At 63.5% G+C, this 26,335-nt stretch carries 23 protein-coding genes; 13 read left to right on the forward strand and 10 right to left on the reverse strand.

Annotated elements, in window-relative coordinates; genetic code table 11:
• Positions 1-147: 147 nt before the first annotated feature.
• The 3 genes from QFZ88_RS03590 to QFZ88_RS03600 are packed head-to-tail and all read left to right on the forward strand — an operon-like array spanning position 148 to position 3,583.
• The gene (locus tag QFZ88_RS03590; RefSeq protein WP_024926858.1) at positions 148-1,095 is read left to right on the forward strand and encodes an ABC transporter permease; all 948 of its coding nucleotides are present in this window, start codon (positions 148-150) and stop codon (positions 1,093-1,095) included.
• The gene (locus tag QFZ88_RS03595) at positions 1,092-1,961 is read left to right on the forward strand and encodes an ABC transporter permease (protein ID WP_024926857.1); all 870 of its coding nucleotides are present in this window, start codon (positions 1,092-1,094) and stop codon (positions 1,959-1,961) included. The genes QFZ88_RS03590 and QFZ88_RS03595 overlap by 4 nt, the downstream gene beginning before the upstream one ends.
• Complete coding sequence (locus QFZ88_RS03600; RefSeq protein ID WP_024926856.1) at positions 1,958-3,583, forward strand: ABC transporter ATP-binding protein; 1,626 nt, start codon at positions 1,958-1,960, stop codon at positions 3,581-3,583. Before QFZ88_RS03595 ends, QFZ88_RS03600 begins: the two co-directional genes overlap by 4 nt.
• Positions 3,584-3,610: 27 nt before the next feature.
• On the opposite strand, the gene QFZ88_RS03605 is transcribed toward QFZ88_RS03600, so the two are convergent.
• Positions 3,611-4,096 (reverse strand): NUDIX domain-containing protein, encoded by a 486-nt coding sequence (locus QFZ88_RS03605; RefSeq protein WP_024926855.1) that lies wholly within the window; start codon positions 4,094-4,096, stop codon positions 3,611-3,613.
• 44 nt (positions 4,097-4,140) lie between these two features.
• Positions 4,141-4,566 carry a TerB family tellurite resistance protein gene (locus QFZ88_RS03610; RefSeq protein ID WP_024926854.1) on the reverse strand — a complete coding sequence of 142 codons (426 nt, stop codon included), beginning with the start codon at positions 4,564-4,566 and terminating at the stop codon, positions 4,141-4,143.
• Between the two features lie 118 nt (positions 4,567-4,684).
• Here QFZ88_RS03610 and QFZ88_RS03615 point away from each other — a divergent pair, with 118 nt between their 5' ends.
• The 4 genes from QFZ88_RS03615 to QFZ88_RS03630 all read left to right on the forward strand — a co-directional run bounded on the left by QFZ88_RS03615 (position 4,685) and on the right by QFZ88_RS03630 (position 7,096).
• On the forward strand, positions 4,685-5,470 hold the full coding sequence (locus QFZ88_RS03615; RefSeq protein ID WP_024926853.1) for a TSUP family transporter: 786 nt from the start codon (positions 4,685-4,687) through the stop codon (positions 5,468-5,470).
• Positions 5,471-5,524: 54 nt separating this feature from the next.
• Complete coding sequence (locus tag QFZ88_RS03620; RefSeq protein WP_139116491.1) at positions 5,525-5,695, forward strand: hypothetical protein; 171 nt, start codon at positions 5,525-5,527, stop codon at positions 5,693-5,695.
• Between the two features lie 69 nt (positions 5,696-5,764).
• Positions 5,765-6,580 carry a helix-turn-helix transcriptional regulator gene (locus QFZ88_RS03625; RefSeq protein WP_024926852.1) on the forward strand — a complete coding sequence of 272 codons (816 nt, stop codon included), beginning with the start codon at positions 5,765-5,767 and terminating at the stop codon, positions 6,578-6,580.
• Between the two features lie 96 nt (positions 6,581-6,676).
• Entirely contained in the window at positions 6,677-7,096 is a 420-nt protein-coding gene (locus QFZ88_RS03630) for a VOC family protein (RefSeq protein ID WP_024926851.1), read from the forward strand.
• An 88-nt stretch (positions 7,097-7,184) separates the two neighbouring features.
• Here the strand turns inward: QFZ88_RS03630 and QFZ88_RS03635 are convergent, their stop codons facing one another.
• Together QFZ88_RS03635 and QFZ88_RS03640 are read right to left on the reverse strand one after the other, a co-directional pair.
• The gene (locus QFZ88_RS03635; RefSeq protein WP_024926850.1) at positions 7,185-8,654 is read right to left on the reverse strand and encodes a cobyric acid synthase; all 1,470 of its coding nucleotides are present in this window, start codon (positions 8,652-8,654) and stop codon (positions 7,185-7,187) included.
• A 2-nt stretch (positions 8,655-8,656) separates the two neighbouring features.
• The gene (locus tag QFZ88_RS03640) at positions 8,657-9,259 is read right to left on the reverse strand and encodes a dimethylsulfonioproprionate lyase family protein (protein ID WP_024926849.1); all 603 of its coding nucleotides are present in this window, start codon (positions 9,257-9,259) and stop codon (positions 8,657-8,659) included.
• A 145-nt stretch (positions 9,260-9,404) separates the two neighbouring features.
• Here QFZ88_RS03640 and QFZ88_RS03645 point away from each other — a divergent pair, with 145 nt between their 5' ends.
• Positions 9,405-10,580 (forward strand): isobutyryl-CoA dehydrogenase, encoded by a 1,176-nt coding sequence (locus QFZ88_RS03645; RefSeq protein WP_024926848.1) that lies wholly within the window; start codon positions 9,405-9,407, stop codon positions 10,578-10,580.
• A gap of 130 nt (positions 10,581-10,710) precedes the next feature.
• A complete protein-coding gene (mmsB, locus tag QFZ88_RS03650; RefSeq protein WP_024926847.1) occupies positions 10,711-11,595 on the forward strand; it encodes a 3-hydroxyisobutyrate dehydrogenase in 885 nt (294 codons plus the stop codon).
• Between the two features lie 273 nt (positions 11,596-11,868).
• Here the strand turns inward: mmsB and QFZ88_RS03655 are convergent, their stop codons facing one another.
• The 4 genes from QFZ88_RS03655 to QFZ88_RS03670 form a co-directional block, all read right to left on the reverse strand.
• Positions 11,869-12,231 (reverse strand): hypothetical protein, encoded by a 363-nt coding sequence (locus tag QFZ88_RS03655; protein ID WP_244431292.1) that lies wholly within the window; start codon positions 12,229-12,231, stop codon positions 11,869-11,871.
• Positions 12,232-12,316: 85 nt separating this feature from the next.
• Positions 12,317-13,696: an aspartate aminotransferase family protein gene (locus QFZ88_RS03660; protein WP_024926845.1), complete on the reverse strand. Its 1,380-nt coding sequence runs from the start codon at positions 13,694-13,696 to the stop codon at positions 12,317-12,319.
• A gap of 186 nt (positions 13,697-13,882) precedes the next feature.
• The gene (locus tag QFZ88_RS03665; RefSeq protein WP_024926844.1) at positions 13,883-15,070 is read right to left on the reverse strand and encodes an MFS transporter; all 1,188 of its coding nucleotides are present in this window, start codon (positions 15,068-15,070) and stop codon (positions 13,883-13,885) included.
• Between the two features lie 136 nt (positions 15,071-15,206).
• Positions 15,207-17,111, reverse strand: coding sequence for a phospholipase D-like domain-containing protein (locus QFZ88_RS03670; protein ID WP_024926843.1), 1,905 nt, complete (start codon positions 17,109-17,111; stop codon positions 15,207-15,209).
• Between the two features lie 247 nt (positions 17,112-17,358).
• Between QFZ88_RS03670 and QFZ88_RS03675 the strand changes: the two genes are divergently transcribed.
• From QFZ88_RS03675 to QFZ88_RS03690, 4 genes are all read left to right on the forward strand, one after another.
• A complete protein-coding gene (locus QFZ88_RS03675) occupies positions 17,359-18,936 on the forward strand; it encodes a trimethylamine methyltransferase family protein (RefSeq protein WP_024926842.1) in 1,578 nt (525 codons plus the stop codon).
• 79 nt (positions 18,937-19,015) lie between these two features.
• Positions 19,016-21,601: a GcvT family protein gene (locus QFZ88_RS03680; protein ID WP_024926841.1), complete on the forward strand. Its 2,586-nt coding sequence runs from the start codon at positions 19,016-19,018 to the stop codon at positions 21,599-21,601.
• Between the two features lie 107 nt (positions 21,602-21,708).
• Complete coding sequence (locus QFZ88_RS03685) at positions 21,709-23,076, forward strand: M24 family metallopeptidase (protein WP_024926840.1); 1,368 nt, start codon at positions 21,709-21,711, stop codon at positions 23,074-23,076.
• A 110-nt stretch (positions 23,077-23,186) separates the two neighbouring features.
• Entirely contained in the window at positions 23,187-24,212 is a 1,026-nt protein-coding gene (locus QFZ88_RS03690; RefSeq protein ID WP_024926839.1) for a purine-nucleoside phosphorylase, read from the forward strand.
• Between the two features lie 23 nt (positions 24,213-24,235).
• Here the strand turns inward: QFZ88_RS03690 and QFZ88_RS03695 are convergent, their stop codons facing one another.
• Positions 24,236-25,090: a phosphate/phosphite/phosphonate ABC transporter substrate-binding protein gene (locus tag QFZ88_RS03695; protein ID WP_024926838.1), complete on the reverse strand. Its 855-nt coding sequence runs from the start codon at positions 25,088-25,090 to the stop codon at positions 24,236-24,238.
• Between the two features lie 77 nt (positions 25,091-25,167).
• The gene (locus QFZ88_RS03700; RefSeq protein WP_024926837.1) at positions 25,168-26,178 is read right to left on the reverse strand and encodes a fatty acid desaturase; all 1,011 of its coding nucleotides are present in this window, start codon (positions 26,176-26,178) and stop codon (positions 25,168-25,170) included.
• Positions 26,179-26,335: the final 157 nt, after the last annotated feature.

Here is a 26,335-nt window from a genome sequence, read left to right on the forward strand (position 1 = left end):
AGGTATCTTCTCCCCGTTCGCGGGGAGAAGATACCAGCAGGCAATTAAGGGGCGGCGCCAGACATTGCAGAGCATATTATTGCCCCTCATCCGTTCGTTTGGCACACCTTCTCCCCGTGAACGGGGAGAAGGAAAAGTGCGCCGCGCATGACCGCCTATCTTTTCAAGCGCATCGCAATCGCCTTCGCCACGCTGGTGCTTGCCTCGATCGTCGTGTTCGCCGTGCTGGAAGTGCTGCCCGGCGATCCCGCGCGGCTGATGCTCGGCATGAGCGCCAGCGCCGAGCAGGTCGAGCAGCTGCGTACGCAGATGGGGCTGAACGACCCGCTTCTGCTGCGCTACCTGCACTGGATCGGCAATCTTGCCGTGCTCGATTTCGGCCGTTCCTACACCTATGCGGTGCCGGTGATCGACCTGGTGCGCGAGCGCATCGTCGTCTCCCTGCCGCTGGCGCTGATGGCGCTCGCCCTGTCGACGCTGATCGCCATTCCGGTCGGTCTCTACGCCGCCGCCCGCCAAGGCCGTTTCGGCGACACCGTCTCCATGGGCGCTTCGCAAATCGGCGTCGCCATCCCGAACTTCTGGTTCGCCCTGCTGCTGATCTATCTTTTCGCCGTCTGGCTGAAATGGGTGCCGGCGGGCGGTTTCCCGGGCTGGGGAAGCGGCATCTGGCCGGCACTGAAGGCGCTGGTCCTGCCGGCCATTGCGCTGGCACTGCCGCAGGCCGCGATCCTTGCCCGCGTGACGCGGCAGGCGCTGATCGAAGTCTTGTCCGAGGACTATATCCGCACCGCGCGCGCCAAGGGCATGCCCTACCGCGCCGTCCTGTGGCGGCATGCGCTGCGCAATGCCATGATCCCGGTGCTGACGATCCTCGGTCTGCAATTCGCGTTCCTGCTAGCCGGCACCATCATTATCGAGAATGTCTTTTATCTCCCCGGCCTCGGCCGGCTTGTCTTCCAGGCCATTAACCAGCGCGACCTGATCGTGGTGCAAGGCGGCGTCATGTTGCTGGTCGCCGCCGTCATCCTCGTCAACCTCCTGGTCGACTTCTCCTATGCGCTCGTGGATCCGCGCCTGAGGACACGATCGTGACGCTACAGACTGAAATCCCGCGGGAAACCTTCGGCTCCCTGGTCGCGAAAGCCTTCCGGCACCGGTCCTTCGTGCTCGGGTTCGCGATCACCGTTCTGGTCGCCGCGATGGCCACCCTTTCGTTCCTGTGGACGCCCTACGACATCACTCGGCTGGTGATTTCCGACAAAATGCTGGCGCCGTCCGCGGCGCATTGGTTCGGTACCGACCATTTCGGCCGCGACATCCTGTCGATGATCATGATCGGCGCCCGCAACTCCATCGCCGTCGCTTTGGTCGCCGTCGGCATCGGCATGGGCATCGGCGTGCCGCTCGGCACGTGGGCGGCGGCGCGCGGCGGCCTGGTCGACGAAGCGCTGATGCGGCTGAACGACCTCGTTTTCGCCTTCCCGGCGCTTTTGTCGGCTATCATGATCACCGCCATCTTCGGCCCCGGCGCCGTTAACGCCATCATCGCCATCGGCATCTTCAACATTCCGGTCTTCGCCCGTGTCGCGCGCGCCGGCGCCCTCACCATCTGGCCGCGTGAGTACATCCTTGCCGCCCGCGCCGCCGGCAAGGGCAAGACGCTGATCACGGTGGAGCACATCCTGCCCAACATCGCGACGTTGCTGCTGGTGCAGGGCACGATCCAGTTCGCGCTGGGCATCCTGGCTGAAGCCAGCCTCTCCTATCTCGGCCTCGGCGCGCAACCGCCGATGCCGAGCTGGGGCCGGATGCTGTTCGAGGCGCAGACCCGCATGACACAAGCGCCCTGGATGGCGATCTTCCCGGGTATGGCCATCGTGATCACGGTTCTGGCATTGAACCTGCTCGGTGACGGCATTGCTGACAATCTCGATCCCAAGTCGCGGCGACGCCGATGAGCCTGCTTGAAATCGAGAACCTGTCGCTCTCGATCGGCAGCCGCCCGATCCTGAAAGACATCGATCTTTCCGTCGCGCCGGGTGAGGTGGTCGGGCTGGTCGGCGAATCCGGTTCGGGCAAATCGATGACGGCAATGACCGTGATGCAGTTGCTGCCGTTCACGGCCAGGGCTGCGGGCAGCGTGCGTTTCGACGGTATCGACATCCTCGCCGCAACCGAGGACCAGATGTGCGCCTTGCGCGGCGACGACATCGGCATGGTGTTCCAGGAACCGATGACCGCGCTCAATCCGGTCAAGACCATCGGCGAACAGGTTGCGGAAGGCATTCGCTGGCACACCAAAGCCGGCCGCGCCGAAGCGGAAGAACGCGCGCGAAAGATATTGGACCGGGTCGGTTTGCCGGAGGCGAAGTTCCCGCTCAGCCGCTATCCGCATGAACTGTCCGGCGGCCAGCGCCAGCGTGTCGTCATCGCCATCGCCTGCGCGCTGAAGCCGAAACTCCTGATCGCCGACGAACCGACCACTGCCCTCGACGTCGTCTTGCAAGCGCAGATCCTCGACCTGCTGCGCGATCTGGTGCGCGAGAACAATATGGGCCTGCTGCTCATCTCGCACGACCTGGCCGTGGTCACCGAAATGTCCGACCGCATCACCATCCTGCGCCATGGCGAGGTGATGGAGGCCGGAGAGACCGCGCGCACGCTTTCCGATCAGTTGCATCCCTATACGCGGCAACTGGCGCTCGCCTCGATGCATGTGCCGGAGCGATTGCCCGCCCCAGTGGGAGTGAGCAAAGCGCCCCCTCTCCTGTCCGTCGAAAACGTCTCGCGTCTCTATCCCGGCCGCCGTACCTCCTTCTTCAAACGCGGCGCGCCCGTTCACGCCGTCGACGACGTTTCGCTGACGATAGCGCCCGGCCAATCGGTGGCACTCGTCGGCCGCTCGGGCTGCGGCAAGTCCACACTGGCGCGCATGATCCTCGCCCTCGACAACCCGAACGCCGGCACGATCCGCTTCCGCAACGAGACGATCTCGCGTCGGGACGAGGCGGAACTGAAGCCGGCGCGACGCGACATGCAAGTGGTGTTCCAGGACCCTTACGGTTCGTTCGATCCACGCCAGAAGGTCGAAAAGCTGGTGGCCGAGCCCCTGCATCTCTTGGAGAAGAAACCCTTGCCGGCGGAGCGCCGCGAGATGGTGGCGCAGGCGCTGCACGAAGTCGGGCTCGGCCCGTCCGATCTCGACAAATACCCGCACGAATTCTCGGGCGGCCAACGCCAGCGCCTGTCGATCGCGCGCGCCATCATCACGCGACCGAAACTGGTCGTCGCCGACGAGCCGGTTTCGGCCCTCGACGTGTCGATCCGCGCCCAGATCCTCGACCTGTTCGCGGATTTGAACAGCCGGTTGGGCGTCGCCTATCTGTTCATCACTCACGATCTGACCGTTGCCCGCGCCATCACCGACGAGGTGCTGGTCATGCATGAAGGCAGGATCGTCGAACGCGGCAGAACCGGGGAAGTCCTCGACCATCCGCAATCGGAAGCAGCACAGGCGTTGGTCACTGCCGCGCCCGACCTGCACCGCGCCATTGCCCGCAGAATGCAGGAACAAGGCTGAGAAGCGGCTCAGTCGGCCGACGAAAACCTAGATCATCTGGAATTCGCCGGTCTTCTTGAACCGGACATAGGCTTCTGCGCTGCGTGCCATGTTGGGCAGCATTTCGGGCAGCGCGCCGGGTGCGAACCATCCAACCGCGCTGCTTTCGTCGTCCATGGCGGCGGCCTCCCCCGTAAAGCTGCGCGTGTAGAAAATCAGCACGAAGAACTGGGTCCGATCGCCATTGGGGAATTCGAAGCTTTCGTAGCGGGGATTGCTGCCGAAGGCGAAAGGCTTGACGTCGCGAACGACCAGTCCGGTTTCCTCGGCGACCTCGCGCATGATGATCGTCTCGATATCCTCGCCTTCCTCGGCGCTGCCGCCCGGCAGGCCCCAAGCGTCGAAATCGGTGCGCTTGTGCAGCAAGATAAAGCCATCATCGCGCTCGATGACGATGCGTGCGCCGGGCACCAACACAAGGCGGTGCCCGATCAGTTTTCGCAGCCGTCCGAGATAGCTGTCGGCAAAGCTCAAACGACTACCCTTATTGGTTCAATCGGCCGGTTGCGTCGGCGGTGTCAGCTCTTCACCAGATCCACTGGGTTGATGCCGAGCAAATCGAGCGAGCGGCGCAGAAGCTTCACCTCGTTGTCGGCGAGATGGTGGTCGGCCTTCGCGATCTCGACCATGTGTTGTGCCAGCAGCTTGCGACGCTCCACATCGAGGTCGCGGAACATGGCAATCGCCTGCGAACCATTGGTCTCGTAGCCGAACTCGTTGAGATATTCGATCACCGCGTCGATGCTGTCCTCGGGGATGCCGAAGGAGCCGGAGCAGATGCGGCGGAAGACCTCCATCTCGCTTTCCGAAACGGACCCGTCGGCCAGGATCATGCGAAACAGCATCAGCAATTCGGCCGACAGCACCGGATCGTCGGCGACCTTGCGCACTCCGGGGTCGCCTTCGAAGATCGAGCGAATCTTGTCCAGCAGCGCCATCGCCATCGCGTTCCTCCAGAATCGGGCCTCATAGGTAGCGCGTATTGGCCCTTGCGCAAACGGGTTGCCTATGATGGAACGCCGCTGTCTCCCCGTTTGTTCCTCTCCCGGCGCTCTCCGCCCCATGATCGATCTCACCTTTCAAACCGTCGCCATGCTCGGGCTGGCCGCCTTCGTGGCCGGCATCATCGATTCTATCGCCGGCGGCGGCGGGCTGATCACGATCCCGGCGCTGCTCCTGGCCGGTTTCTCGCCGATCGAGGCACTCGGCACCAACAAGCTGCAGGGGCTTTTCGGCTCCGGCTCGGCTACCCTCGCCTATGCGGCCAAGGGTCAGGTCGATCCGCTCAAGCAATGGCCCTCGGCATTGATGTCGCTTCTTGGCAGCGTGCTCGGTGCCATCGCGGCAACAGTCGTTCCCGGCGATGTGCTGCGCGCCGCGCTGCCTCTCATCCTGATCGCGATCGCGCTCTACTTCGCGCTGAAGCCCAATATGGGCGATGTCGACCGCACCGAACGACTGTCGCCCTTCCTGCTCGGCCTCACCGTCGTCCCGGCCATCGGTTTCTATGACGGCCTGTTCGGACCCGGCGCCGGTTCGTTCTTCATGCTGGCCTTCGTCGCGCTCGCCGGTTACGGCGTGCTCAAGGCCACCGCGCACACCAAGCTGCTGAATTTCGCCTCCAACATCGGCGCCTTCGCCGTCTTCGCCACGGTCGGCGTGATCTTCTGGAAAGTCGGCATCGTCATGGGCATCGCCCAGTTCCTCGGTGCCAGGCTCGGCGCCAGCCTGGCGGTGCGCGTCGGCGCGAAGCTGATCAAGCCGCTGCTGGTGCTGACCTGCGTGGCACTGGCCGCAAAACTTCTGATAGACCCGGCCAACCCGCTGCGCGTTCTGATTGGTGTCTGAGGCCAGCGCTGATAGCATTGCCCTGCACGAATCATGTGGAGAGGGAATCCAGACATGAATCTCAGCGCACCCACCCAAATTGTGTTCATCATTTCCGTCGTCATCGCCATCATCGGCCTTCTGGCGGCGCTTGGCGTCTTGTCCTTCATACCGCTGGCGGCGGTGTGGATCATGCTCATCGCCTATATCGTTCTGGCGGTCGGCTGCTTGTTGCGCGGCGTCTGACGGCACGCCCAATCGATCGACTTTTGATTTCGGCGGGCAAGAGCTAAACTCCGTATAGAGGAGATGGCGATGCCTGCCGGAAGCCAGGACAGCGAGAACGAGCCGCGGCATTTTTTCATGCTGCGCCGGGCGCCTGTGCCGGCTTTGCGTTCGGTTGTGACGGATATCTGCGGCTATCGCGAACTGACGCCCGGCCACTACCGCCAGATCGAATACGCGACGCTGATCGTGCCGCTGGTGATCAATTTCGACGCGCCGTTCGCGATCGCACTCGGCCGCCCTCCCCAAGAAGACGACCGCCACGACAGCTTCGCTGCCGGCCTCTACGCCGGCCCGGTGACGATCGATTCCTTCGGTCACAGCTGTTGCCTGCAGGTGAATTTCACGCTTGCCGGCGCAAGGCGTTTCTTCCGCATGCCGCTCAGCGAACTCACCGACCGCATGGTGCCGTTGGACGATGTGCTGGGACATGACGGCGCCGCCTTGCGCGAGGCGCTCGGCAATGAGCAAGACTGGGACCGGCGCTTCGATCTCGTCGAGGACTTCATCGTCCGCCGGGTGGCCGCGGCATCGCCACGAGGACCGCAAATCGCCTGGGCGGTGGACCGGATTCTGGAGAGCGGCGGACAGACGCGCATCGGCCTGATCGCCGCCGAACTGGACTGGAGCCGCCGGCATCTCGCCGAGCGCTTCCGCGATGCCACCGGTGTAGCACCGAAGACACTGGCGCGCATGGTCCGCTTCAACCGCGCGCTTCAGCTGTCGCGGCGCGGAGACGGCAATTGGGCCGGCATCGCCGCCGACTGCGGTTACGCCGACCAGGCGCATCTGGCCCGCGAATTCCGCGACCTGGCCGGCACGACGCCCGGCACGCTGAGCACCTGACCGCAGCCTGTCCGGCCAGATGCCGAAGGTAACATTTCTTCAAGACGCTCCCATCGCATGCCGGCCAGGATGACGCATCGTCCAACCCGACAGGAGATGACCATGTCCACCGAACCGCCCCGCCTCTATCCCGTCATGCGCTTCCGCGACGCGCCCATGATGGTCGACTGGCTCGCCAAGGCCTTCGGCTTCACCGTGCATGCCCGCTACAACGATGGCGAAATGATCCAGCACGCCGAACTCGCCCTCGGTTCCGCTATGATCATGCTGGGGTCTTCACGCCGCGACCGCTTCGGCGAAATCGTCGGCGAACCTGGCCCCAACGGCCGTTCCATCTACATCGCCGTCGACGATGCGGACGTGGCCTTTGCACGCGCCGAGGCGGCCGGCGCGGAAATCCTCGAAGGGTTGACGGACCGCGGCTATGGCAGCCGCGAGTTCATCTGCCGCGACCCCGAGGGCAACGTCTGGTCGCTCGGCACCTATTGGCCGAAGACAGGCATCAAGCCGAACTGACGGTTTCCCGAAAGGGCGTGGCGCGCCCAGATTTCGCATCGGGCCGCGATCCCCCAGTCGCGCTCCCCGATGCGAAATCCGCCATGCGCTAACGTGCCAGACCAAACAGCTCGTCGCAGTCCAGATGTGTTTCCAGCGCCATGGCGATTTCGTCGAGCGCCGCCTCGACATCGGCCCGGTAGTCGATACCGCCACCCGTGACACCGAGGCTTTCCAGGAAACGGGCACGGAAGGCGTCCGCCCCAAACAGGCCATGCAGATAGGTGCCGAACACCTTGCCATCGGCCGATACCGCACCGTCCGGCACATCGTTGATGACCACCGCCGGGCGCCGGCAATCCGGACCGGTGGTGCGGCCGAGATGGATCTCATAACCTTCCAGCGGCAGGTCGAAGACGGTCGAGCGCGCATTGCTGGTGCGGACCGTTTTCTCCGGCTCCATCACCGTCTCGACGTCAAGCAGACCAAGCCCTTCGGTCTCGCGCACGCTGCCTTCGATACCGTCGGGATCGCGTACAGTGCTGCCGAGCATCTGGAAGCCGCCGCAGATGCCGACGACATGGCCGCCACGCCTGACATGGGCAGCAAGGTCGCGATCCCAGCCCTGTTCGCGCAGATGCAGGAGATCGCCGATGGTCGATTTCGAACCGGGAATGACCACCAGCCCGGCATCGGCCGGCAGTGGTTTTCCCGGTGGCACGAACACCACCTCCACCTGCGGCTCCGCCTTGAGCGGATCAAGATCGTCGAAATTAGCGATGCGCGACAACATCGGCACCGCGACTTTCAGGGCGCGTTTCTCACCGGCCGCCAACCGTTCCAGCACGACCGAATCTTCCGACGGTAGCCGCGACGCGGCTTTCAGCCACGGCACCACACCGAAGCAGCGCCAGCCGGTGAACCCTTGGATCGACCGGATACCATCATCGAAGAGCGAAACATCGCCGCGGAACTTGTTGATGAGGTAGCCGGCGATCATGCGCCGGTCCTCCTCCGGCAGGATCAGATGCGTGCCGGCCACGGAGGCAATGACGCCGCCCCGGTCGATGTCGCCGACCAGCACCACCGGCACATCGGCCCGCGTCGCGAAACCCATATTGGCGATGTCGCGCGGCCTGAGGTTGATTTCCGCAGGTGAACCCGCCCCTTCGACGATGACGAGATCCGCGTCTTCCTTCACCCTCGCCCAGGATTGCAGCACCGCCTCCATCAGGCGGCCCTTCATGGTCTGGTAGTCGCGGGCGCGCGCTTCGCCGAAAACCTTGCCCTGCACGATGACCTGCGAGCCGACATCGGTCTGCGGCTTGAGCAGCACCGGGTTCATGTCGACAGTCGGCGCGACGCCACAGGCCAGCGCCTGCAGCCATTGCCCGCGACCGATCTCGCCGCCGCCAGCCTCGCCGGGAATTTCCGCCACCGCGGCATTGTTCGACATGTTCTGCGGCTTGAACGGCCTGACCTTGAGCCCACGCCGCAATGCGGCGCGACAGAGTCCGGCCACCAGCACCGTCTTGCCGACATCGGAGCCAGTGCCTTGCAGCATGAATGCCCGCGCCATGCTCACGCTTCCCCGCCGGTGATGGTGGATTTGGCGGCAAGCGGCCCGCCCCGCCAGAGATAGAGCGCCAGCAACGGTTCGGCGCCCGTCTTCATCGCATGGTTGATGTTGGAGGGATGGTGGATGACCTCGCCGGCCTGCCGGATCTGGAAGGCGCCATCGCCCTTGCGCCAACCCGTACCGCCGGTCAGCGGGATGTAGATTTCCTCGGCGACGTGATGATGATCCGGATAGACGATCCCCGGCCCCAAGATCAGGAGCCCGCCGGCCGCCGCGTCGTTGGCAAAGTGGCCGCGCGTGCCGAACACTTCCAGCCAGCCGTAATTATCGAGGAAGGTGCGATCGAAATCCGCTTCGCCGTAAGTCTGCCCCCACCGTAATACATCACGATGGTCAGCCAGCATGTGCGCCAGCGGCTTTGCTCGCTCTGGCGCGATTTCAATGACGCGGTCAAGGTGGCGAACGCACGGTATGGATTGCGGCTCCAGCGGACGGACTGGCATCGCCCAGTCGACGGCGCCTGCGGCATCGCGCGCCACCGAAGCGTCGGCATGACCGAGGAAAGCATGAAATGCTTCCAACAGCTCGTCGAAAATTGTCGTCACCACCTGCTCCGCTCACGCATTGCCGCACAGCCGCTTTGCCACACTCCAGGGTGGATGTGGACCCAAAGCGCGGGTTGCGCGGGCGCATCATTGGTCTAGATTGCGATGCACGCATAGCTAAAAACGACATATCCGGGAGGACGCCATGGATACCGTCACGACGGCGGCCGGCGGCCAGTTCGAGCTCAACGAAGACCAGCGCGCGATACAGGCGATGGCCGAAGCCTTCGCCGACGAACGCGTCGCGCCGAATGCGCTCGAATGGGACAGGGCCAAGCACTTTCCGGCCGATGTGATCCGCGAAACCGGGCCGCTCGGCTTGGGCGGCATCTATGTACGCGACGACGTCGGCGGATCGGCGCTGGGCCGGCTCGACGCCGTTTTGATCTTCGAGGCTCTTTCCCGCGCGTGCCCGGCCTTCTCCTCATTCATTTCCATCCACAACATGGCGGCCTCGATGATCGACCGCTTCGGCAATGACGAGCAGCGCCAGCGCTTGCTGCCAAAGCTGACCTCGATGGAATGGCTGGCCAGCTACTGCCTGACCGAGCCGGGCTCCGGTTCGGACGCTGCCGCGCTGAAAACCAGGGCGACGCGTTCGGGCGGCAACGGATCGGACTACGTCGTCAACGGCACCAAGCAGTTCATCTCGGGCGCCGGCGATTCCGACATCTATGTCGCCATGGTGCGTACCGGCGAGGATGGCCCCAAGGGCATTTCGACACTGGTCGTGCCCAAGGACGCACCCGGCCTCTCCTTCGGTGCTAACGAGCACAAGATGGGCTGGCACATGCAGTCCACCCGAACCGTCATCTTCGAAGACTGCAAGGTGCCGGCCGAGAACCTTTTGTCGGGCGAAGGCATGGGCTTCAAGATCGCCATGGCGGGTCTCGACGGCGGCCGGCTGAACATCGCCGCATGCTCGCTGGGTGGCGCTCAGTCGGCGCTCACCAAGGCGTTGACCTATGCGTCCGAGCGCAAGGCCTTCGGTTCGACCATCAACCAGTTCCAAGCACTGCAGTTCAAGCTGGCCGACATGGAGACGGAGCTGCAGGCCGCCCGTATCTTCCTCTATGCCGCCGCTTCGAAGCTGGATGCCAAGGCACATGACGCCTCCAAATGGTCGGCGATGGCCAAGCGTTTCGTCACCGACACCGGTTTCGACGTCGCCAACCAGGCGCTGCAACTGTTCGGCGGCTATGGCTATCTGCACGACTACGGCGTGGAGAAACTGGTGCGCGACCTGCGCGTGCACCAGATTCTCGAAGGCACCAACGAGATCATGCGTGTGATCGTGGCGCGGCATTTGATTGGGAAATGAGCGAATAGCGAGTAGCAGGTACAAGGCCAAGCAAGCTGCTCGCGGAAAACACGAACAGTCACACTGCTCTCTATTCGCTATTCCCTACTCGCTGTTCTTCATACCGTTTTGAACAACGCCGGAGCATCCAATGACCACCATCGCCTTCATCGGTCTCGGCAATATGGGTAATCCCATGGCCGCCAATCTCGTCAAGGCGGGCCACAATGTCGTCGGCTTCGACCTGATGCCGGAAAACCTCGCTTTGGCCAAGGAACATGGCCTGACGATCGCCGAGGATAGCCAGAGCGCGGTCAAGGACGCGGATGTTGTCATCACCATGCTGCCGGCCGGCAAGCATGTGCTTTCGGTCTACAACGAGATCGCGCCGTGGGCGAAAAAGGGCGCGCTCTTCATCGATTCCTCCACCATCGACGTCGAATCCGCCCGCAAGGCACATGCGATCGCGCACGAGAACGGCCTTGCCTCCATCGACGCACCGGTTTCCGGTGGAACGGGCGGTGCCGCCGCCGGTACGCTGACCTTCATGGCTGGCGGCTCGAAAGAGGCGTTCGCGCTTGCAGAGCCGGTGCTGAAGCCGATGGCTGGCCGCATCGTTCATTGCGGCGAAGCCGGCGCCGGTCAGGCCGCCAAGATCTGCAACAACATGATCCTCGGCATTTCGATGATCGGTGTGGCCGAAGCTTTCGTTCTCGGCGAAAAGCTCGGCCTGTCGCATCAGGCGCTGTTCGACGTTGCATCGACCTCGTCGGGCCAGTGCTGGTCGTTGACGACCTATTGCCCGGTTCCCGGCCCGGTCCCGACCTCCCCCGCCAACCGCGACTACAAGCCGGGCTTCGCCGCGGCGTTGATGCTGAAGGATCTGAAGCTCGCCCAGGAGGCCGCTCAAGGCTCCGGCGCCGCCACTCCGCTTGGCGCCGAGGCCGCGCAGCTTTATTCCCTGTTCAACGCGCAGGGCGGCGGCGGCGTGGATTTTTCCGGCATCATCAATTTCCTGCGCGGCGATAAAAGCTAAGCCATTACAAACATTCCATTTTCCTAAAATACGGCTCAAAAACTCGGCAAATTTAGATTTGCTTAAGCTCTCGCTAACCACGCGGTAACGATGTGCCTGTAAAAACGGACCCAAGGCGGACGACGCGCCGCCCATGCTCCGGATCAGGTCTCGCGTACCGGAGCCGTTAGTTTCGCAGGTTTTTCAGTAGCGAAACGCCATGCGTATCTGGCAAAGCCGCGTTCCCCGCGAACGCGGTTTTTGCCATTGAAACGCCGCTCCACGCTAATTGATCTATTGTCCGACCAGCCGTCTGAAGTTCGCCTTGACGCGTCGGCCCGCGGGGCGCAACGCGGCATGCATGGAACGCTCCAACGCCACGCCGTTCAGGACGGAGGGCGCCTGCCCCGCCATCAGCTCGGGCCAGAAATTTGCGATCGAGTTGGCCATCGACAGTTGCGCGGCGGTCAAGCCTTCGGCGGTTGCCGCCACCTTCTCCGAAATGGCGCGCATCGTTTCGTCATGCCAGGCCATCCCGCCAGCCTCGGCCGCCATGACCGGCAACCGCAACATGACGACGGCAGGCGCCAGCATCAGGTCGGCGACGGCTCCGCCGCTCGCCGCGCGGCGGCGCTTCATTTGAAGGTTGGCTTTCACGGTGTTGTCCTCACGGGAAGATAAGCCTGAGGCAGGCCAATGCTGGAGCCGGCGGATCGTTCCGCCGGCTCGCTGCGACAAAGCGTCAGGCCTTGCGCAGATCGTTTTTCGCCAGATCGAGCGCCTTTGCGATACGCTCGCAGGCCATGTCGATCGTATCACGGGTCCAGATCAGCGGCGGCGACAGGATCATGGTGTCGCCGGTGGCGCGCAACATCATGTTGTTGGCGATTGCATGATCGCGCACCGTCACCGCAGCACTTCCGGCGGGAAGGAAACGCTCCTTAGTCGCCTTGTCCTTGACGATCTCGATCGCGCCCATGAGGCCGACCGAACGCACTTCGCCGACCAGATCGTGCCCGGCGATACGCTCCTGCAGCGCCTTGGCGAAATACGGCCCGGTGTCGGTCTTCACTCGTTCCACCAGCCCTTCCCGCGCGATGATGTCCAGATTGGCCAATGCCACGGCACAGGCCACCGGATGACCGGAATAGGTGTAGCCGTGGTAGAATTCGCCACCCTTCTCGACCAGTGTCGCAGCAACGCGTTCACCCACCAGCAGCGCCGACAGTGGCTGGTAGCCGGAGGTCAGCGCCTTCGCCGTGGTGATCGTGTCCGGCTGGATGCCGTAATAATCCGCGGCGAACCACTCGCCGGTACGGCCATAGCCGGTGATCACCTCGTCCAGCATCAGAAGCACGTCGTATTTGCGGCAGATGCGCTGCACCTCAGGCCAATAGCTGGCCGGCGGAATCTTGACGCCGCCCGCGCCCATGATCGGCTCGCCGATGAAGGCCGCCACATTCTCCTGGCCTGCCTCGACAATGGCATCCTCGACCGCCTTGGCGGCACGCAGGCCGAAGTCATGGTCGCTTTCACCAGGCAGCGCCAGTTCGTAGGCGTAGGGCATCATGACATGAACGATGTTGGGAACCGCGCCGCCGAGCTGCTTGTGCATGGCATCCATGCCGCCGAGCGACGTGCCGGCCACGGTGGAGCCGTGATAGGCGTTCTTGCGCGAGATGATGCGGTTCTTCTCCGGCTTGCCCATCAGCGCCCAGTAGTGGCGCACCAGGCGCAAGGCCGTATCGTTGGCCTCCGAGCCGGACGAGCCGTAAAACACCTGGCTGACGCCCTTTGGTGCGATCTCAGCCAGCCGCCTGGACAAAAGCACCGGTGTCGGCGTCGAGCATTTGAAGAAGGAATTGTAGTAGGGCAGTTCCTTCATCTGGCGGTAGGCGGCGTCGGCCAGCTCGTTGCGGCCATAGCCGACATTCACGCACCACAGGCCGGCCATGCCGTCCAGAATTTCCGTGCCTTCGGAATCGTAGATGAACGGGCCGTCCGCACGGGTGATGATGCGCGAACCGATCTCGCGCAGTTCCTTGTGGTCCGTAAAGGGATGCAAATGGTGCGCAGCGTCGATCTGCTGCAACTGCTTCAGCGAATAATTCTGATAAGTCATCGGGTTATCCTTTCCTCTTGAATCAATCCGGCAGGAGCCGGAGGCGGATTCTCAAGGGCAGGACGGAGGCGAATAGCCGATGCGGGCGCACAGGCGCATGAGCTCGGCATGACGGGTGCGCGGCGACGGCGTCACTGCGGCATCGAGCTTGCGAGGGTGAAGGTTCACGGCGCGCATCCGGGCACTCTAGCCGACCGCGCGACGGCTGTTCAACCCACCGCGCAGGGCAAGCGCGGAGGCAACCACGAGGCCGAGGCAGATCAGTCCCAGGGTGATGGGCAGGCCAGGCGCACCGAACAAGCTCATCGCGCCGCCGGCCAGCGGCGGCATGGCGATGCCACCCACACCCCACATCAGGGCAAAGGCGGCGTTGCCGGCAATGAGCGCCGGACCGGTGAAGCGCTCGCCGAGCTCGATGATCGCCATCGTATAGACGCCGTAGGACACCGCGCCGAGCACGAACAGGAAGGGCCAGACCAGCGGCGACGTGATGACGAAGGGCAGCAGAGCGCATCCGACGACGGTCGCTACGATGCAGCCAAAGCGCACGACCTGCGCCGACATTCGCTCGGCCAGTAGGCCGAGCGGCACCTGCATGGCGATATTGCCGGCGATCATGACAGTGAGAAGTGCGGACATGCGTGTCTCGGCGATGCCGAAATGCGTGCCATAGACGGGGAGAAGCGCCAGCACCGCCTGTTCGAAGCCGGCGGCGACAACGACCGCTCCAAGCAGCAACCCTGCCAACGGCATGAAGCCCAGCACCGAGACATGGTGGCCGCTCTGGTCCACCTTGGGCAGTTTCGGCAGCACCGCGGCCAGGCAGGCGCCGCAGATCAGGAAAGCGACGATGCCGAGCAGGAAGGGCGACCACCCTTCCGTGCCGACCAGCAGCAGGCAGAGTGGCCCGGTGGCGAACCCCGCCGAGATCAGCGTCGAATAGACACCCATGATGCGGCCGCGCTTCGCCGGCGGCGCCAGCGCGATCATCCACACTTCGCTCAGCACATAGAGCGGATTGGTGACGACGCCGATCATGAAGCGCAGCGGAAACCAGGCATAGACATTGTAGCTCCAGCCGACGAGCGCCAGGGCGAGCGCCGAAAGCACAGCACAAGTCAGCGCCGTACGACCCGGGCCGAAGCGCCGCGCCAGCACCGGTATCAATGGCGACGACACCATGAAGCCGATCGGCGTCATCGCCGCTGACAGGCCAATCATCGCCGGCGGAACACCCTGCCTCTGCAGAATGAAGGACAAAAGCGGATAGGTAAGGCCCTGCGCGATGGCAAAGACCGACACAGTCGCGATGACGCCGGCGATGCCCGCCCAATTGGTCGCCACCTCGTTGTCGCAGGTCTCCGCCGCAGCCATCTCGCTCCCCAAACCGCCGGTTCGACAAGAACCGACCGTCTTCGGGTGCTAGCGGTTCGAGGCGGGAGAGGAAAGAGCCGTTGCCCGGTGATCGCTTGCGCCACTGGCGCGAAGACCCCAGGCCGCCAGCCGTGGTTCAGGGGAAATAGCGAGCGAGCGCGCCCTTTTTGCCGTCGGCATAGGGTTTCAGCCAGTCGTCGCTTGTCTGCAATCCGTCATCGTCGGATGGACCCTTGCCGATCGTACGTCGCCAGGCGCGGAACTTGTAGTGGTCGAACACATCGAGGAAATGCACCGCGTAGGCGGCCGCGAAGGTCTTGTCGCCCTCGACGATCACCAGGTTCTCGTCGTTTTCGTAAGAAGCCTTGTAACCGAGATTGTGGCTGCCGGTGATGACGGTCGCATTGTCTTCCATCGGGTCGATGATGACGATCTTATCGTGCACGATGGCATGGCCGATGGTCAGCACCTCGGCCTGGAAGTCGCGCGCGATCGACGCGCCGGTCAGGTTCGCGGCCCGCACGATCGAGACGTTCGGCATCTCCCACACCTTTTCCGGGAAGACGAAAGGCGCCCTGCCTTGCTTGGTCACCGCCTTGGTAACCGGGTCCTTCTCGGCCTTTTCGTAGTTTGGCATCGCGGCCGGGTCGCTGATCGCGCCTTGCACGATCAGTTTCGGATTTGCCGTAGCCGCAGCAACCGCTTCGGCGATGATCGAGTTCTCGCCGCGCTGGGAGGGATTGAAGACCAGGAACAGCACCGCTTTCTTGGCCGCCCGGATGCGGGCGAAGACATCCGTGAGATCGACCGGCCGCACCGAAATCGTCTTCTTGTTGCGCTGCGGGTCGTTCGGCGAAAACCACACCGTCATGCCATCGATCGGTGCGCTCTGGCCGTCGAGCGGGTTGGCGATGTGATTGTCCTTGCGGAACGGCACACCTTGCGTCTGCACGGCACGACCCGCCGCGAATTCGCTCGCCGGTGGCGGAAAGACGTCCGCCTTCATGCGTTCCCAGTAATCGTTGAAAACCCGCGCCATCTGCGGGTCGTCACGGAGGAAGGCATTGTTGGACTGGCCGCAAATGCCGGTGGTCGTCCAGTTGGTCGAGCCGGTCATCACCGCCTGCGGCTCGCCATGGCTGTCGCGATAGACGGCGAATTTGTTGTGGCCGATGTGGTTGTTGTTGAAGAGCCGGTCGGTCACCGTCACGCCGGCATCATGCAGCGCCTTGCGATAAGGCGCGTTGCCGAAATCCCATTTCTTGGTCTGGTCGTCCTTGCCGGAATTGGAAAGGATGACCTCGACCACATCCTTGGCGCCGATGATGGCGTCGCGCAGCACGTCATCGCCGAGTTCGTAGAGCGCCAGCCGTACCGAGCCACCCTCACTTTTCGCGCGTTTGAGCAGGCTGGTCAGAACATCCGGTACATCACCATGCAGGTAAGCGCGGATCTTGCTGGCGGGGTTCTGCAACTCCTCCCGGATCTTGTCGCGTTGGCCAATCTTGATGCCCGCATCCGCCAGCGCATGCGACATCCATTGCGTCGACAAAACGCCATTGGTGAAGGCGACGCGTGCCTTGCCGAACATCGAGCCGAGGAAAATCGTCGGGCTGACGGCGCCCTGCCCCAGATAGCCGAGCGGACGCGGCGTACCGGTATAGGTCGGCTTGCCGTCGACCTGCGGCGGACGCACTGGCACCGGTTCCAATCCGGGCTTCATGTCACCGACAGGCCGCACGCGATAGGCGACCATCTCGCCATCTTGCCTGACGTCGAGACTGTCTCGCCGGCGGCGCAGCGTCAGATCGCGCCAGAAAGTCTTCTGCACCGGCCAGACGCCGGTGTCCTGCGGTATCCAATCCTGGTTTCGCTGCCCCTTGAACGGCACCCAGGAGGCCAGGCAGCGCTCCTCGCCCGTCGCCGGATAAAGCCGGACGATTTCAAAGCCGAGGCAGCCAGGGATCATGCCATCGACATCCCAGGCGACGAAGGCCACCTCATTGTTGGTTGCGGCTCTCACTTTGACGACGTCGGCCATGGTTTCCCCCTCAGGACCAATCGACATTCATGGATCGGGTGCGGCGGGAGCACTTTAGCCGCTTCTCATGGCGCCACTGTAACGCCGTTCACATTCTGCGGCGCGGGCTGCGACGCGGTCTCGGACGCCACCGGAAGGTGACGTACGTCATGTCGCTTTGCTCGTCCTAGTGGTCGCCGCCTCCGCAATGGCGATTTTCACGGCGGTCCATTATGCGGCCGATTTGGAACCATCACGAGGACCGACCATGACCGCTGCACTGCACCCCGCCGAGCCGGTTCTGGCCACCGATCGCGCCCGCCGCGGCGGCCGCGCAGGAAAACGCGCCGGCGGTTCGGCGGCTTTCGAGCAGCCGGCGTTCCGGCAGCTGAAAAACCCGTTGCAGCCGACGAAGCTAGTTTCCGACGATGAGCTGGAATCGATCCACCTCGCCTCGCTGCGTGTGCTGAAGGAAATCGGCGTCGACGTTCTCCACGATGGCGCCCGCCAGATCATGAAGGAACACGGCGCCGATGTGCGCCCTGGGAGCGAGCGTGTGCGCTTCGACAGCGACATGATCATCGAGCTGATCTCCCACTGCCCGTCGGAATTCACCATCCATGCCCGCAACCCGGCGCACAATGTGCGCTTCGGCGGCAACAATCTGATCATCTCGATGATGGCGTCGGCGCCCAACTGCTCCGACATCGACCGTGGTCGCCGACCAGGCAATCAGGTCGACTACCGCAATTTCCTCAAGCTCGCGCAGATGCACAACATCTTGAACTGCACGGGCGGCTACCCCGTCGAGCCGATCGACATCCACCCATCGATCCGCCACCTCGAATGCATCCGCGACCTAGCACTGCTCACCGACAAGATGTTCCACATCTATTCGCTCGGTAAGGAGCGCAATGTCGACGGCATCGAGATCACCCGCATCGCCCGTGGCATTTCCCGCGAACAGTTGATGCAGGAGCCGTCGGTCTTCACCATCATCAACACCAATTCACCGCTCAAACTCGACGTGCCGATGATGGAAGGCATCATCCAGATGTCTTCGATGGGCCAGGTCGTCATCGTCACGCCCTTCACCCTGTCGGGCGCGATGGCGCCGGTCACGATCGCCGGTGCGCTTGTGCAGCAGAACGCCGAGGCGCTTGCCGGCATTTCCTTTGCACAGATGGTGAAAAAGGGCGCGCCGGTGGGTTATGGCGGCTTCACCTCCAATGTCGACATGAAGTCGGGCGCCCCTGCTTTCGGCACGCCGGAATACATGAAGGCGCAGCTTGTCGGCGGCCAGCTGGCGCGCCGCTACAAAATTCCTTACCGCACCTCCAACACCTGCGCCGCCAACACCGTGGACGCGCAGGCGGCCTATGAAAGCGTTTTCTCGCTGTGGGGCGCCGTCCAAGGCGGCGGCAATTTGATGATGCATGCCGCCGGCTGGCTGGAAGGCGGCCTGCGCTGCTCCTTCGAGAAGACCATTCTGGACATCGACCTCCTGCAGATGGTGGCCGAATTCCTGACGCCGCTCGACCTTTCCGAAGACGCGCTCGGCTTCGACGCCATCCAGTCGGTCGGCCCCGGCGGCCATTTCTTCGGCACCCAGCACACACAGGACCGCTACAAGACAGCCTTCTATTCGCCGATCATCTCCGACTGGCGCAATTTCGAGACCTGGGCCGAGGCCGGCTCGCCGACCGCCATCGACCGCGCCAACCGCGTCTGGAAGGAGCGTCTGGCGAGCTACGAGGAGCCCTATATCGACCCGGCGATCCGCGAGGAGCTCAACGCCTTCGTCGACAAGCGCATCGCCGAAGGCGGCGCGCCGACTGACTTCTGATTTTTCATTCGCCCCTCGATCGCTGATCAAGGAGCATCAACGTCTTGACTCATTTTGTTAGATTGAGAGCCTCAACACCATGAAATCCCACGCTAAAGCGGTTGTCATCGGCGGCGGTGTCGTCGGCTGCTCGGTCCTCTACCACCTGGCCAAGGCTGGCTGGAAAGACGTGATGCTGATCGAGCGCTCGGAACTTACCTCCGGCTCGTCCTGGCATGCCGCCGGCGGCTTCCACACGCTGAACGGCGACCCCAACGTCGCCAAGCTGCAGGCCTATACCGTGCAGCTCTACAAGGAGCTGGAAGAGCTTTCGGGCCAGTCCTGCTCGCTGCACCTGACCGGCGGCGTCATGCTGGCCGACAGTCCCGAGCGCATGGATTTCCTGCGACTGGCTCACGCCAAGGGCCGCTATCTCGGCATGGACACCGAGCTGATCACGCCGGCCGAGGCCAAGGCGATGTTCCCGCTGATGGACGAGAAGCACTTCGTCGGCGCCATGTGGGATCCGGTGGAAGGCCATCTCGACCCTTCCGGCACCACCCACGCCTATGCCAAGGCCGCCAAGAAGCTCGGCGCAGAGATCGTCTTGCGCAACCGCGTTGTCGAGCTAACGCAGGATCCGGACGGCACCTGGAACGTCATCACCGAACAGGGCACGGTCAAGGCCGAGCATGTCGTGAACTGCGGCGGCTTGTGGGCACGCGAGGTCGGCCGCATGGTCGGCGTCGAGCTGCCGCTGCTGGCCATGGAGCATATGTACCTGCTGACCGAGCCGATGCCGGAGGTCGAGGCCTTCAACAAGGAAACCGGCCGTGAAATGGTCGGCGTGCTCGACTTCAAGGGCGAGATCTACACGCGACAGGAGCGCAACGGCATCCTGCTCGGCACCTATGAGAAGGCCTGCAAGCCTTGGTCGCCGGTCAACACGCCGTGGAATTTCGGCCACGAACTGCTGCAGCCCGACATCGACCGTATCGCGCCGTCGCTGGAAATCGGCTTCAGGCATTTCCCCGGCATCGAGAAGGCCGGCATCAAGCAGATCATCAATGGCCCGTTCACCTTCGCGCCGGATGGCAACCCGCTGGTCGGCCCGGTGCAGGGCCTCACCAATTTCTGGTGCGCCTGCGCGGTCATGGCTGGGTTCAGCCAGGGCGGTGGCGTCGGACTGGCGCTGTCGAACTGGATGGTGAACGGCGATCCCGGCTTCGACGTCTGGGGCATGGATGTCGCGCGCTGGGGCGAATGGGCCTCGCTGCGCTACACCAACGCCAAGGTGCGCGAAAACTATTCGCGCCGCTTCTCCATCCGCTTCCCCAACGAGGAACTGCCAGCGGCAAGGCCGGCGCAGACCACGCCGCTCTACGACACGATGGTCGCAAACAACGCTGTGATGGGCGACTCGTGGGGTCTGGAAACGCCGCTGTGGTTCGCCCCCAAGGGCAGCGAGCCGAAGGACATCGTTTCCTTCCACCGCTCCAACGATTTCGAGCATATCGGCAACGAGGTGCGCGCCGTGCGCGAGCGCGTCGGTGTCACCGAGATCGCCAACTTCGCCAAGTATGAGGTGTCGGGCCCGAGCGCGGAGGACTTCCTCAATCGCCTGATGACCAACCGCATGCCGAAGAAGGGCCGCATCGTGCTGACGCCGATGCTGAACGAATTCGGCAAGCTGATCGGCGATTTCACCATCGCCAAGACCGACGAAGAGAAATTTATGATCTGGGGCTCGTCGGCGGCGCAGAAATACCACATGCGCTGGTTCGAAAAGCACCTGCCGAAGGACGGCTCGGTCGCTCTGCACCGGTTCGACCAGACGCTGGTCGGCCTTTCGATCGCTGGCCCCAAGGCGCAGGAACTGCTGCAGAAGCTGGTTGACGTCGACATCTCGTCCACGGCCTTCAAGTTCATGGACTTCCGCGAGATGGCCGTCGGCGGCGCGCCCTGCATGGTCAACCGCATCACCTATACCGGCGACCTCGGCTACGAGATCTGGATGGCGCCGGCCTATCAGCGCCTGGTCTACGCGGCGATCAAGGGCGCCGGCGAGGAGTTCGGCATCGTCGATTTCGGCATGCGCGCCTTGCTTGCGATGCGCCTGGAAAAGAACTTCCCCACCTGGTTCCGCGAACTGCGCCCCATCTACGGCCCGTTCGAAGGCGGCATGGACCGCTTTATCAAGATGGAGAAGAACGACTTCATCGGCCGCGAGGCCGCTGCCAAGGAACAGGCGGTAATGGCCAACGGCCAAGGTTCGAAGCTGCGCCGTGTCTCCTTCATTGTCGATGTCGCCGACGCCGACGTGATGGGCGACGAGCCGGTATGGGCCAAGGTGCCGACCGACTACGGCACGGTCGAGAAGCCGCATGGCTACGGGGCACCACGCTTCGACGAGACCGGCAAGGAAGTACGCGGCTCGACGGCCGCGCAGGGCGCTTCCGCCGTGCGCGGCATCGTTGACGGCGAATGGCGGGTCGTCGGCTGGATCACGTCGGGCGGCTATGCGCACTATGTCAAGAAATCCATGGCCCAGGGCTACGTGCCGGCAGCACTTGCCGAGAACGAAACCGCTGGCATGTTCGAGATCGAGATCCTCGGACATCGCCGCCCCGCCCGCATCAACGTTGAGCCACCGTTCGACCCGAGTGGCGAAAAGATGCGCGGGTGAGAGACGACCGCTTTGACGGGCGAAAAGTCAATTGCCTGGCTTTTCGGTAGCGAACGCCCCGCGCTTGCAAGGGGCCGGAAGGAAGCGGAAATGATCGGCGGCCTCCAATGAACACCGGCACAAACTTCGGCCGCCATCGCAAGATCATGCCATTCGAACCGGGCGGCGGCTCTTCGCCGTCCGGTTCCGAGACCTTGCGTTCGGCGGCACGCGAGAAAGCCGCCGCCCTCAACCAGCATGTCCTGGGCTACGGCCCGGTCGCCGAGGCGGAGTGGGCCGCCGCCGGCATCCCTGCCCCCGACCTGCCGGCGATGCGCAAATACCGGCTTGAGCGCATCCGCGCCGAGCTGAAGCGCCGCGACTATGCCGGCGCCCTGCTCTACGATCCCGTCAACATCCGCTACGCGACAGATTCCACCAACATGCAGCTGTGGGTGGCGCACAATCCAACCCGCCACTGCTTTGTCGCCACCGAAGGGCCGGTGGTGCTGTTCGACTATTTCTCCTGCGAGCACCTGTCCGACCATTCCGGCGTGGTCGACGAAGTGCGTCCGGCGGTCTCCTGGATGTATCTTTATGGCGGCGAGTTGACGGAGCAACGCGTCAAACGCTGGGCCGCGGGCATCGCCGATTTGGTGCGCGAACATGGCGGCGGCAATCGGCGCATCGCCGTCGACCACCTCAATCCCGAAGGCATGGCGGAACTGGCCGGCCTCGGCATCACCATCGGCAATGGCGAAGCGGTGATGGAAAATGCGCGCCTGATCAAATCGCCCGACGAGGTCCTGTGCATGCACCGCGCCATCGTCGCCTGCGAGGCCGCGATGGGGGAAATGGAAGCGGCGCTGAAGCCCGGCATTTCAGAAAACGAACTGTGGGCCGAACTGCACCGCGGCAACATCGCGCGCGGCGGCGAGTGGATTGAAACCCGGCTCCTATCCTCCGGTCCGCGCACCAATCCCTGGTTCCAGGAGTGCTCGTCGCGAAAGATCGAGGCCGGCGACCTCGTCGCCTTCGACACCGACCTGATCGGCCCCTACGGTTTCTGCGCCGACCTTTCGCGCACCTGGCTTGCCGGCGACGGTCGCCCCGGCAACGAGCAGCACGACCTTTACCGCATCGCCGCCGAGCAGATCGCCCACAACACCGAGCTGATGCAGCCTGGCACCGGCTTCCGCGAACTGGCCGAGCGCTCGAAGAACCCGCCGGACGATTGCTTCCCCGCGCGCTACGGCGTGCTTTATCATGGCGTCGGCCTCGCCGACGAATACCCGACCTTGCCGCATGCAGCCGACTGGATCGCCGACACGCCGGACGGCGTCTTGCAGCCTGGCATGGTGCTCTGCGTGGAGAGCTACATTGGCCGGCTCGGCGGCCACGAGGGCGTCAAGATCGAGGAACAGGTGCTGATCACCGAAACCGGCAACCGGCAGCTCTCCGCCTATCCGCTCGACGAAAGGCTGCTTGCTGGCTAAGTGCTTCCTGGCCTGCCATTTTGGTGTGGAAAGTCCCAATCGCGGCATGGCTCACCTCCATGCCGGCGGAGATAGTGGCGGCACAACCGCCCCATACCGGAACAAACCTCATGTCCTCATCCTCCCGCTTCGGCCTCGCCGCGCTCGCCGCCACTCTCGTTTCAACCGTGCCCGCAGCCCATGCCGAGCAGCCGATCGCGCCGAAAGTCCTCGTCATCACCATGTTCGGCGGCGAAGCGAAACCCTGGCTGGAAGGACGCAAGCTCGACACCAAGGTGAAGGTCCCCGGCCTGTCGAAGGAGTACCCGGAGGTCGCTTGCGATGCTGCCGGCCTGTGCGTGATGACGACCGCCATGGGCTACGCCAACGCTGCCAGCTCGGTCTCCGCGCTTGTTTACAGCGGCCTTTTCGACCTCAAGCAGAGCTATATCCTGATTGCCGGCATAGCCGGGGTTGATCCGAGCGATGGCACGCTGGGTTCCGCGCACTGGGCACGTTTCGCGGTCGACGCAGGGCTGCGCCACGAAATCGATCCACGCCAGATTCCGGTCGACTGGCCGGATGGCGTCGTCGCGCTTGGTGCTAAGAAGCCGGGCGAGAAGCCCAAATGGGGTTCGGGCACCGAGGTGTACAAACTGAACGAAAAGTTGGCCGACAAGGCGCTCGCCCTGACCAGCAAGGTGGAGCTTGCCGACAGCGATGAAGCCAAGGCCTATCGCGCCGTTTACAAGACGGCTCCCGGCAATGCCGCCCCCACCGTAAGCATCTGCGACACGCTGTCGACCGATACCTATTGGCATGGCACCAAGACGGCGGAAAGCATGGGCAAATGGGTATCCCTGCTGACCGACGGCGCCGGCAACTATTGCACCACGCAGATGGAAGACAACGCCTCTCTGACGGCCCTTCAACGCGGCGCCGACGCCGGTCTCCTGCAGTTCGACCGCATTGCACTCTTGCGCACGGCCTCCAACTTCGACCGTGAACCGGAAGGCAAGACGGCGGTTGAATCGCTCAGCGCCAACTCGGGCGGCTTCGGCCCGGCAACCGCCAATGCGTACCGGGTGGGCTCCAAATTCGCCGACACCGTCATCACCGACTGGGCGGAATGGCAGAAGGGCGTGCCCGCGAAATAGTCGAACGCTGCGTCTGAAAAGGCTCACCAGGCGCCTGGCGCCTGGTTTTCCAGACGATCTTGGCCGGCGATCAGTTCCGCCTTGCTGGCTGGGGAGACCGCCTCGCGCAGTTTTGCCAGCAGGGCCGACGTTGCACTGCGCGCCGTGATGTAAGGCAAGCCCTTGCGCTGCGCTGTCCAGCCGACGACAGCGACGTCCTTCGCCCGCGGCTCGAAACGCTGCGCCTGGGCCCAACTGCGGGAGTCGATCGTCGCGACATCGGCTCGCCCCTCGGCCACCTCCACGATGGAGTTGCGATGGCCGCCGCTTTCGATGCGCTCGGAAAAGATGTCGAGGCCTTCGCCGGCCGCCTGCAGGTCGCGTGTGATGGCGATGATGCCGGACATCGAATCCAGGCTGTTGAAGGCGAAGCGCTTGCCGCGAAGAAGCTCCAGCGGCATCACCGCCTTGCCATTGGTGGGCGCGGCAACGTGTTGCGCCGGTTGCCGCATGACGATGGCGCTGGAATAGAGGCCGCCCCGGCCGCCTTCCATACCGTCATAGCTCGGCTGGCCGATCACCTGCACGTGGCGCTCCAGTCCGAGCTCCATCGGCCCCCAGCAAGTCTGCGCGAAAAGCAGTGCCGGATGCAGCCACACCGCGTGGAAATCGAGCTCGTCCGGCGGCAGTGTCACCGGATCGGGCATCACGACCTTACCGGAAGCGTCGCGCAGGCCGCCGGCAACCGCCGGCAGATCGGCATTGCGCCGCACGATCCTTTCCGGCGCATCGATACCGGCATGCCGCAAGGCGTCCCGGATCGTCGCCCATTGCGCGTCGACCTCGGCGCGCATCTCGGGCCAGTCATACATCGGCAGCGCCGCAATGAATTTGCTCATGGACCTGATATGATCGTTGCTGGTGGCGGGTTTCAAGCGGCGGGAAGAATGCGATCACCCCAAGGAGCGAACGCGCCTCACTCCTTGGGCGGCTCGGCCGGCACCGGCGCGGTGCCGAGACCATTGACATTATGCGCCCTGACTCGCGGCGTGAACGCCCTGCCCTTTTCCGGCACTCGCCGCAGCGCCGGATGCACGATCGGCTCCTTGGCTTTGAAGGCATAGGCTTTCAGCAACGCGAAATAGTTCGGATAGGCATAGCCATTGTTGGCCTTCAGCCATTTTTCGCGGTCGTCGCGGAACAGCTTCGGCAACTTGTACCAGGCAACCGTCGGCTTCTTGTGATGCACGAAGTGCAGATTGTTGTTCAGGAACAGTAAGGATAGCGGCGAGCGCTCGACGATCACCGTGCGGCCTTCCGGACGCTCCGACCACTGATGCTCGGCGAAAGTCCGGATCGAAATCAGCGACTGGCCGAACCACATCGGCACCAGAATGTAGAGCCACAGCGGCATGCCGAAGCCGAACTGGATCACCGGCACAACGATGGCGAGCCCGACCGCGTGCAGCAACCAGGCCTTTTGGATCGTCTTGTCTCCGGCCAGCATCTGCTTGGCATCGTCAATGAAGAAACCGATCACCGAAAGCCAGGGGCCGAGGATGAAACGGCCGACCATCGTGTTGTTGATTTTGAGCAGGAACTGCATCGCCGCCGGCATGTCGTGATGATGCCAGAGCGCCTTGTAGTAGCTTTCCGGGTCGTCGAGTGGGTCGGTCAGGCGTTCGTCGCAATGGTGGCGCAGATGCAGCGTCTTGAAGCGTCGGAACGGCCAGACCAGGCCGATCGGCGCGAAGACAAAGGCCTCGTTGACCAACGCATTGCGTGTCGGATGGCCGTGCAGGACCTCGTGGATCAGCGAGGACTGCAACGCCACGATCAGCGTCAGCACGGCAAGCGCGACGAGCGGATAAGACGGCCAGATGAGAAACCCTGCGGCGAGCCAGGTGCCGTAACAGCCGGCGGCGAGAAAGACGGTCGGCCATTCGACCGCCGGTTGACTGCTAACCTTGTTACGCTTCTTCGCCATGCTATCGACCACTGCCCCGTCCAGGTGTCGGAACCGCTCCCGATTCCTGACAGCATTGTGTCAGCAGTCACACGCTGTCACAACGCGACAAAGCGCACAAAATGTTGAGATTGCGCACCTTTGCCATCAAGTGTTATATTTAGTGAACAAGCGGTGA

Origin of the sequence: Mesorhizobium sp. YL-MeA3-2017 (genome assembly GCF_030814575.1) — a bacterium.
GTDB classification, from domain to species: domain Bacteria; phylum Pseudomonadota; class Alphaproteobacteria; order Rhizobiales; family Rhizobiaceae; genus Mesorhizobium; species Mesorhizobium terrae.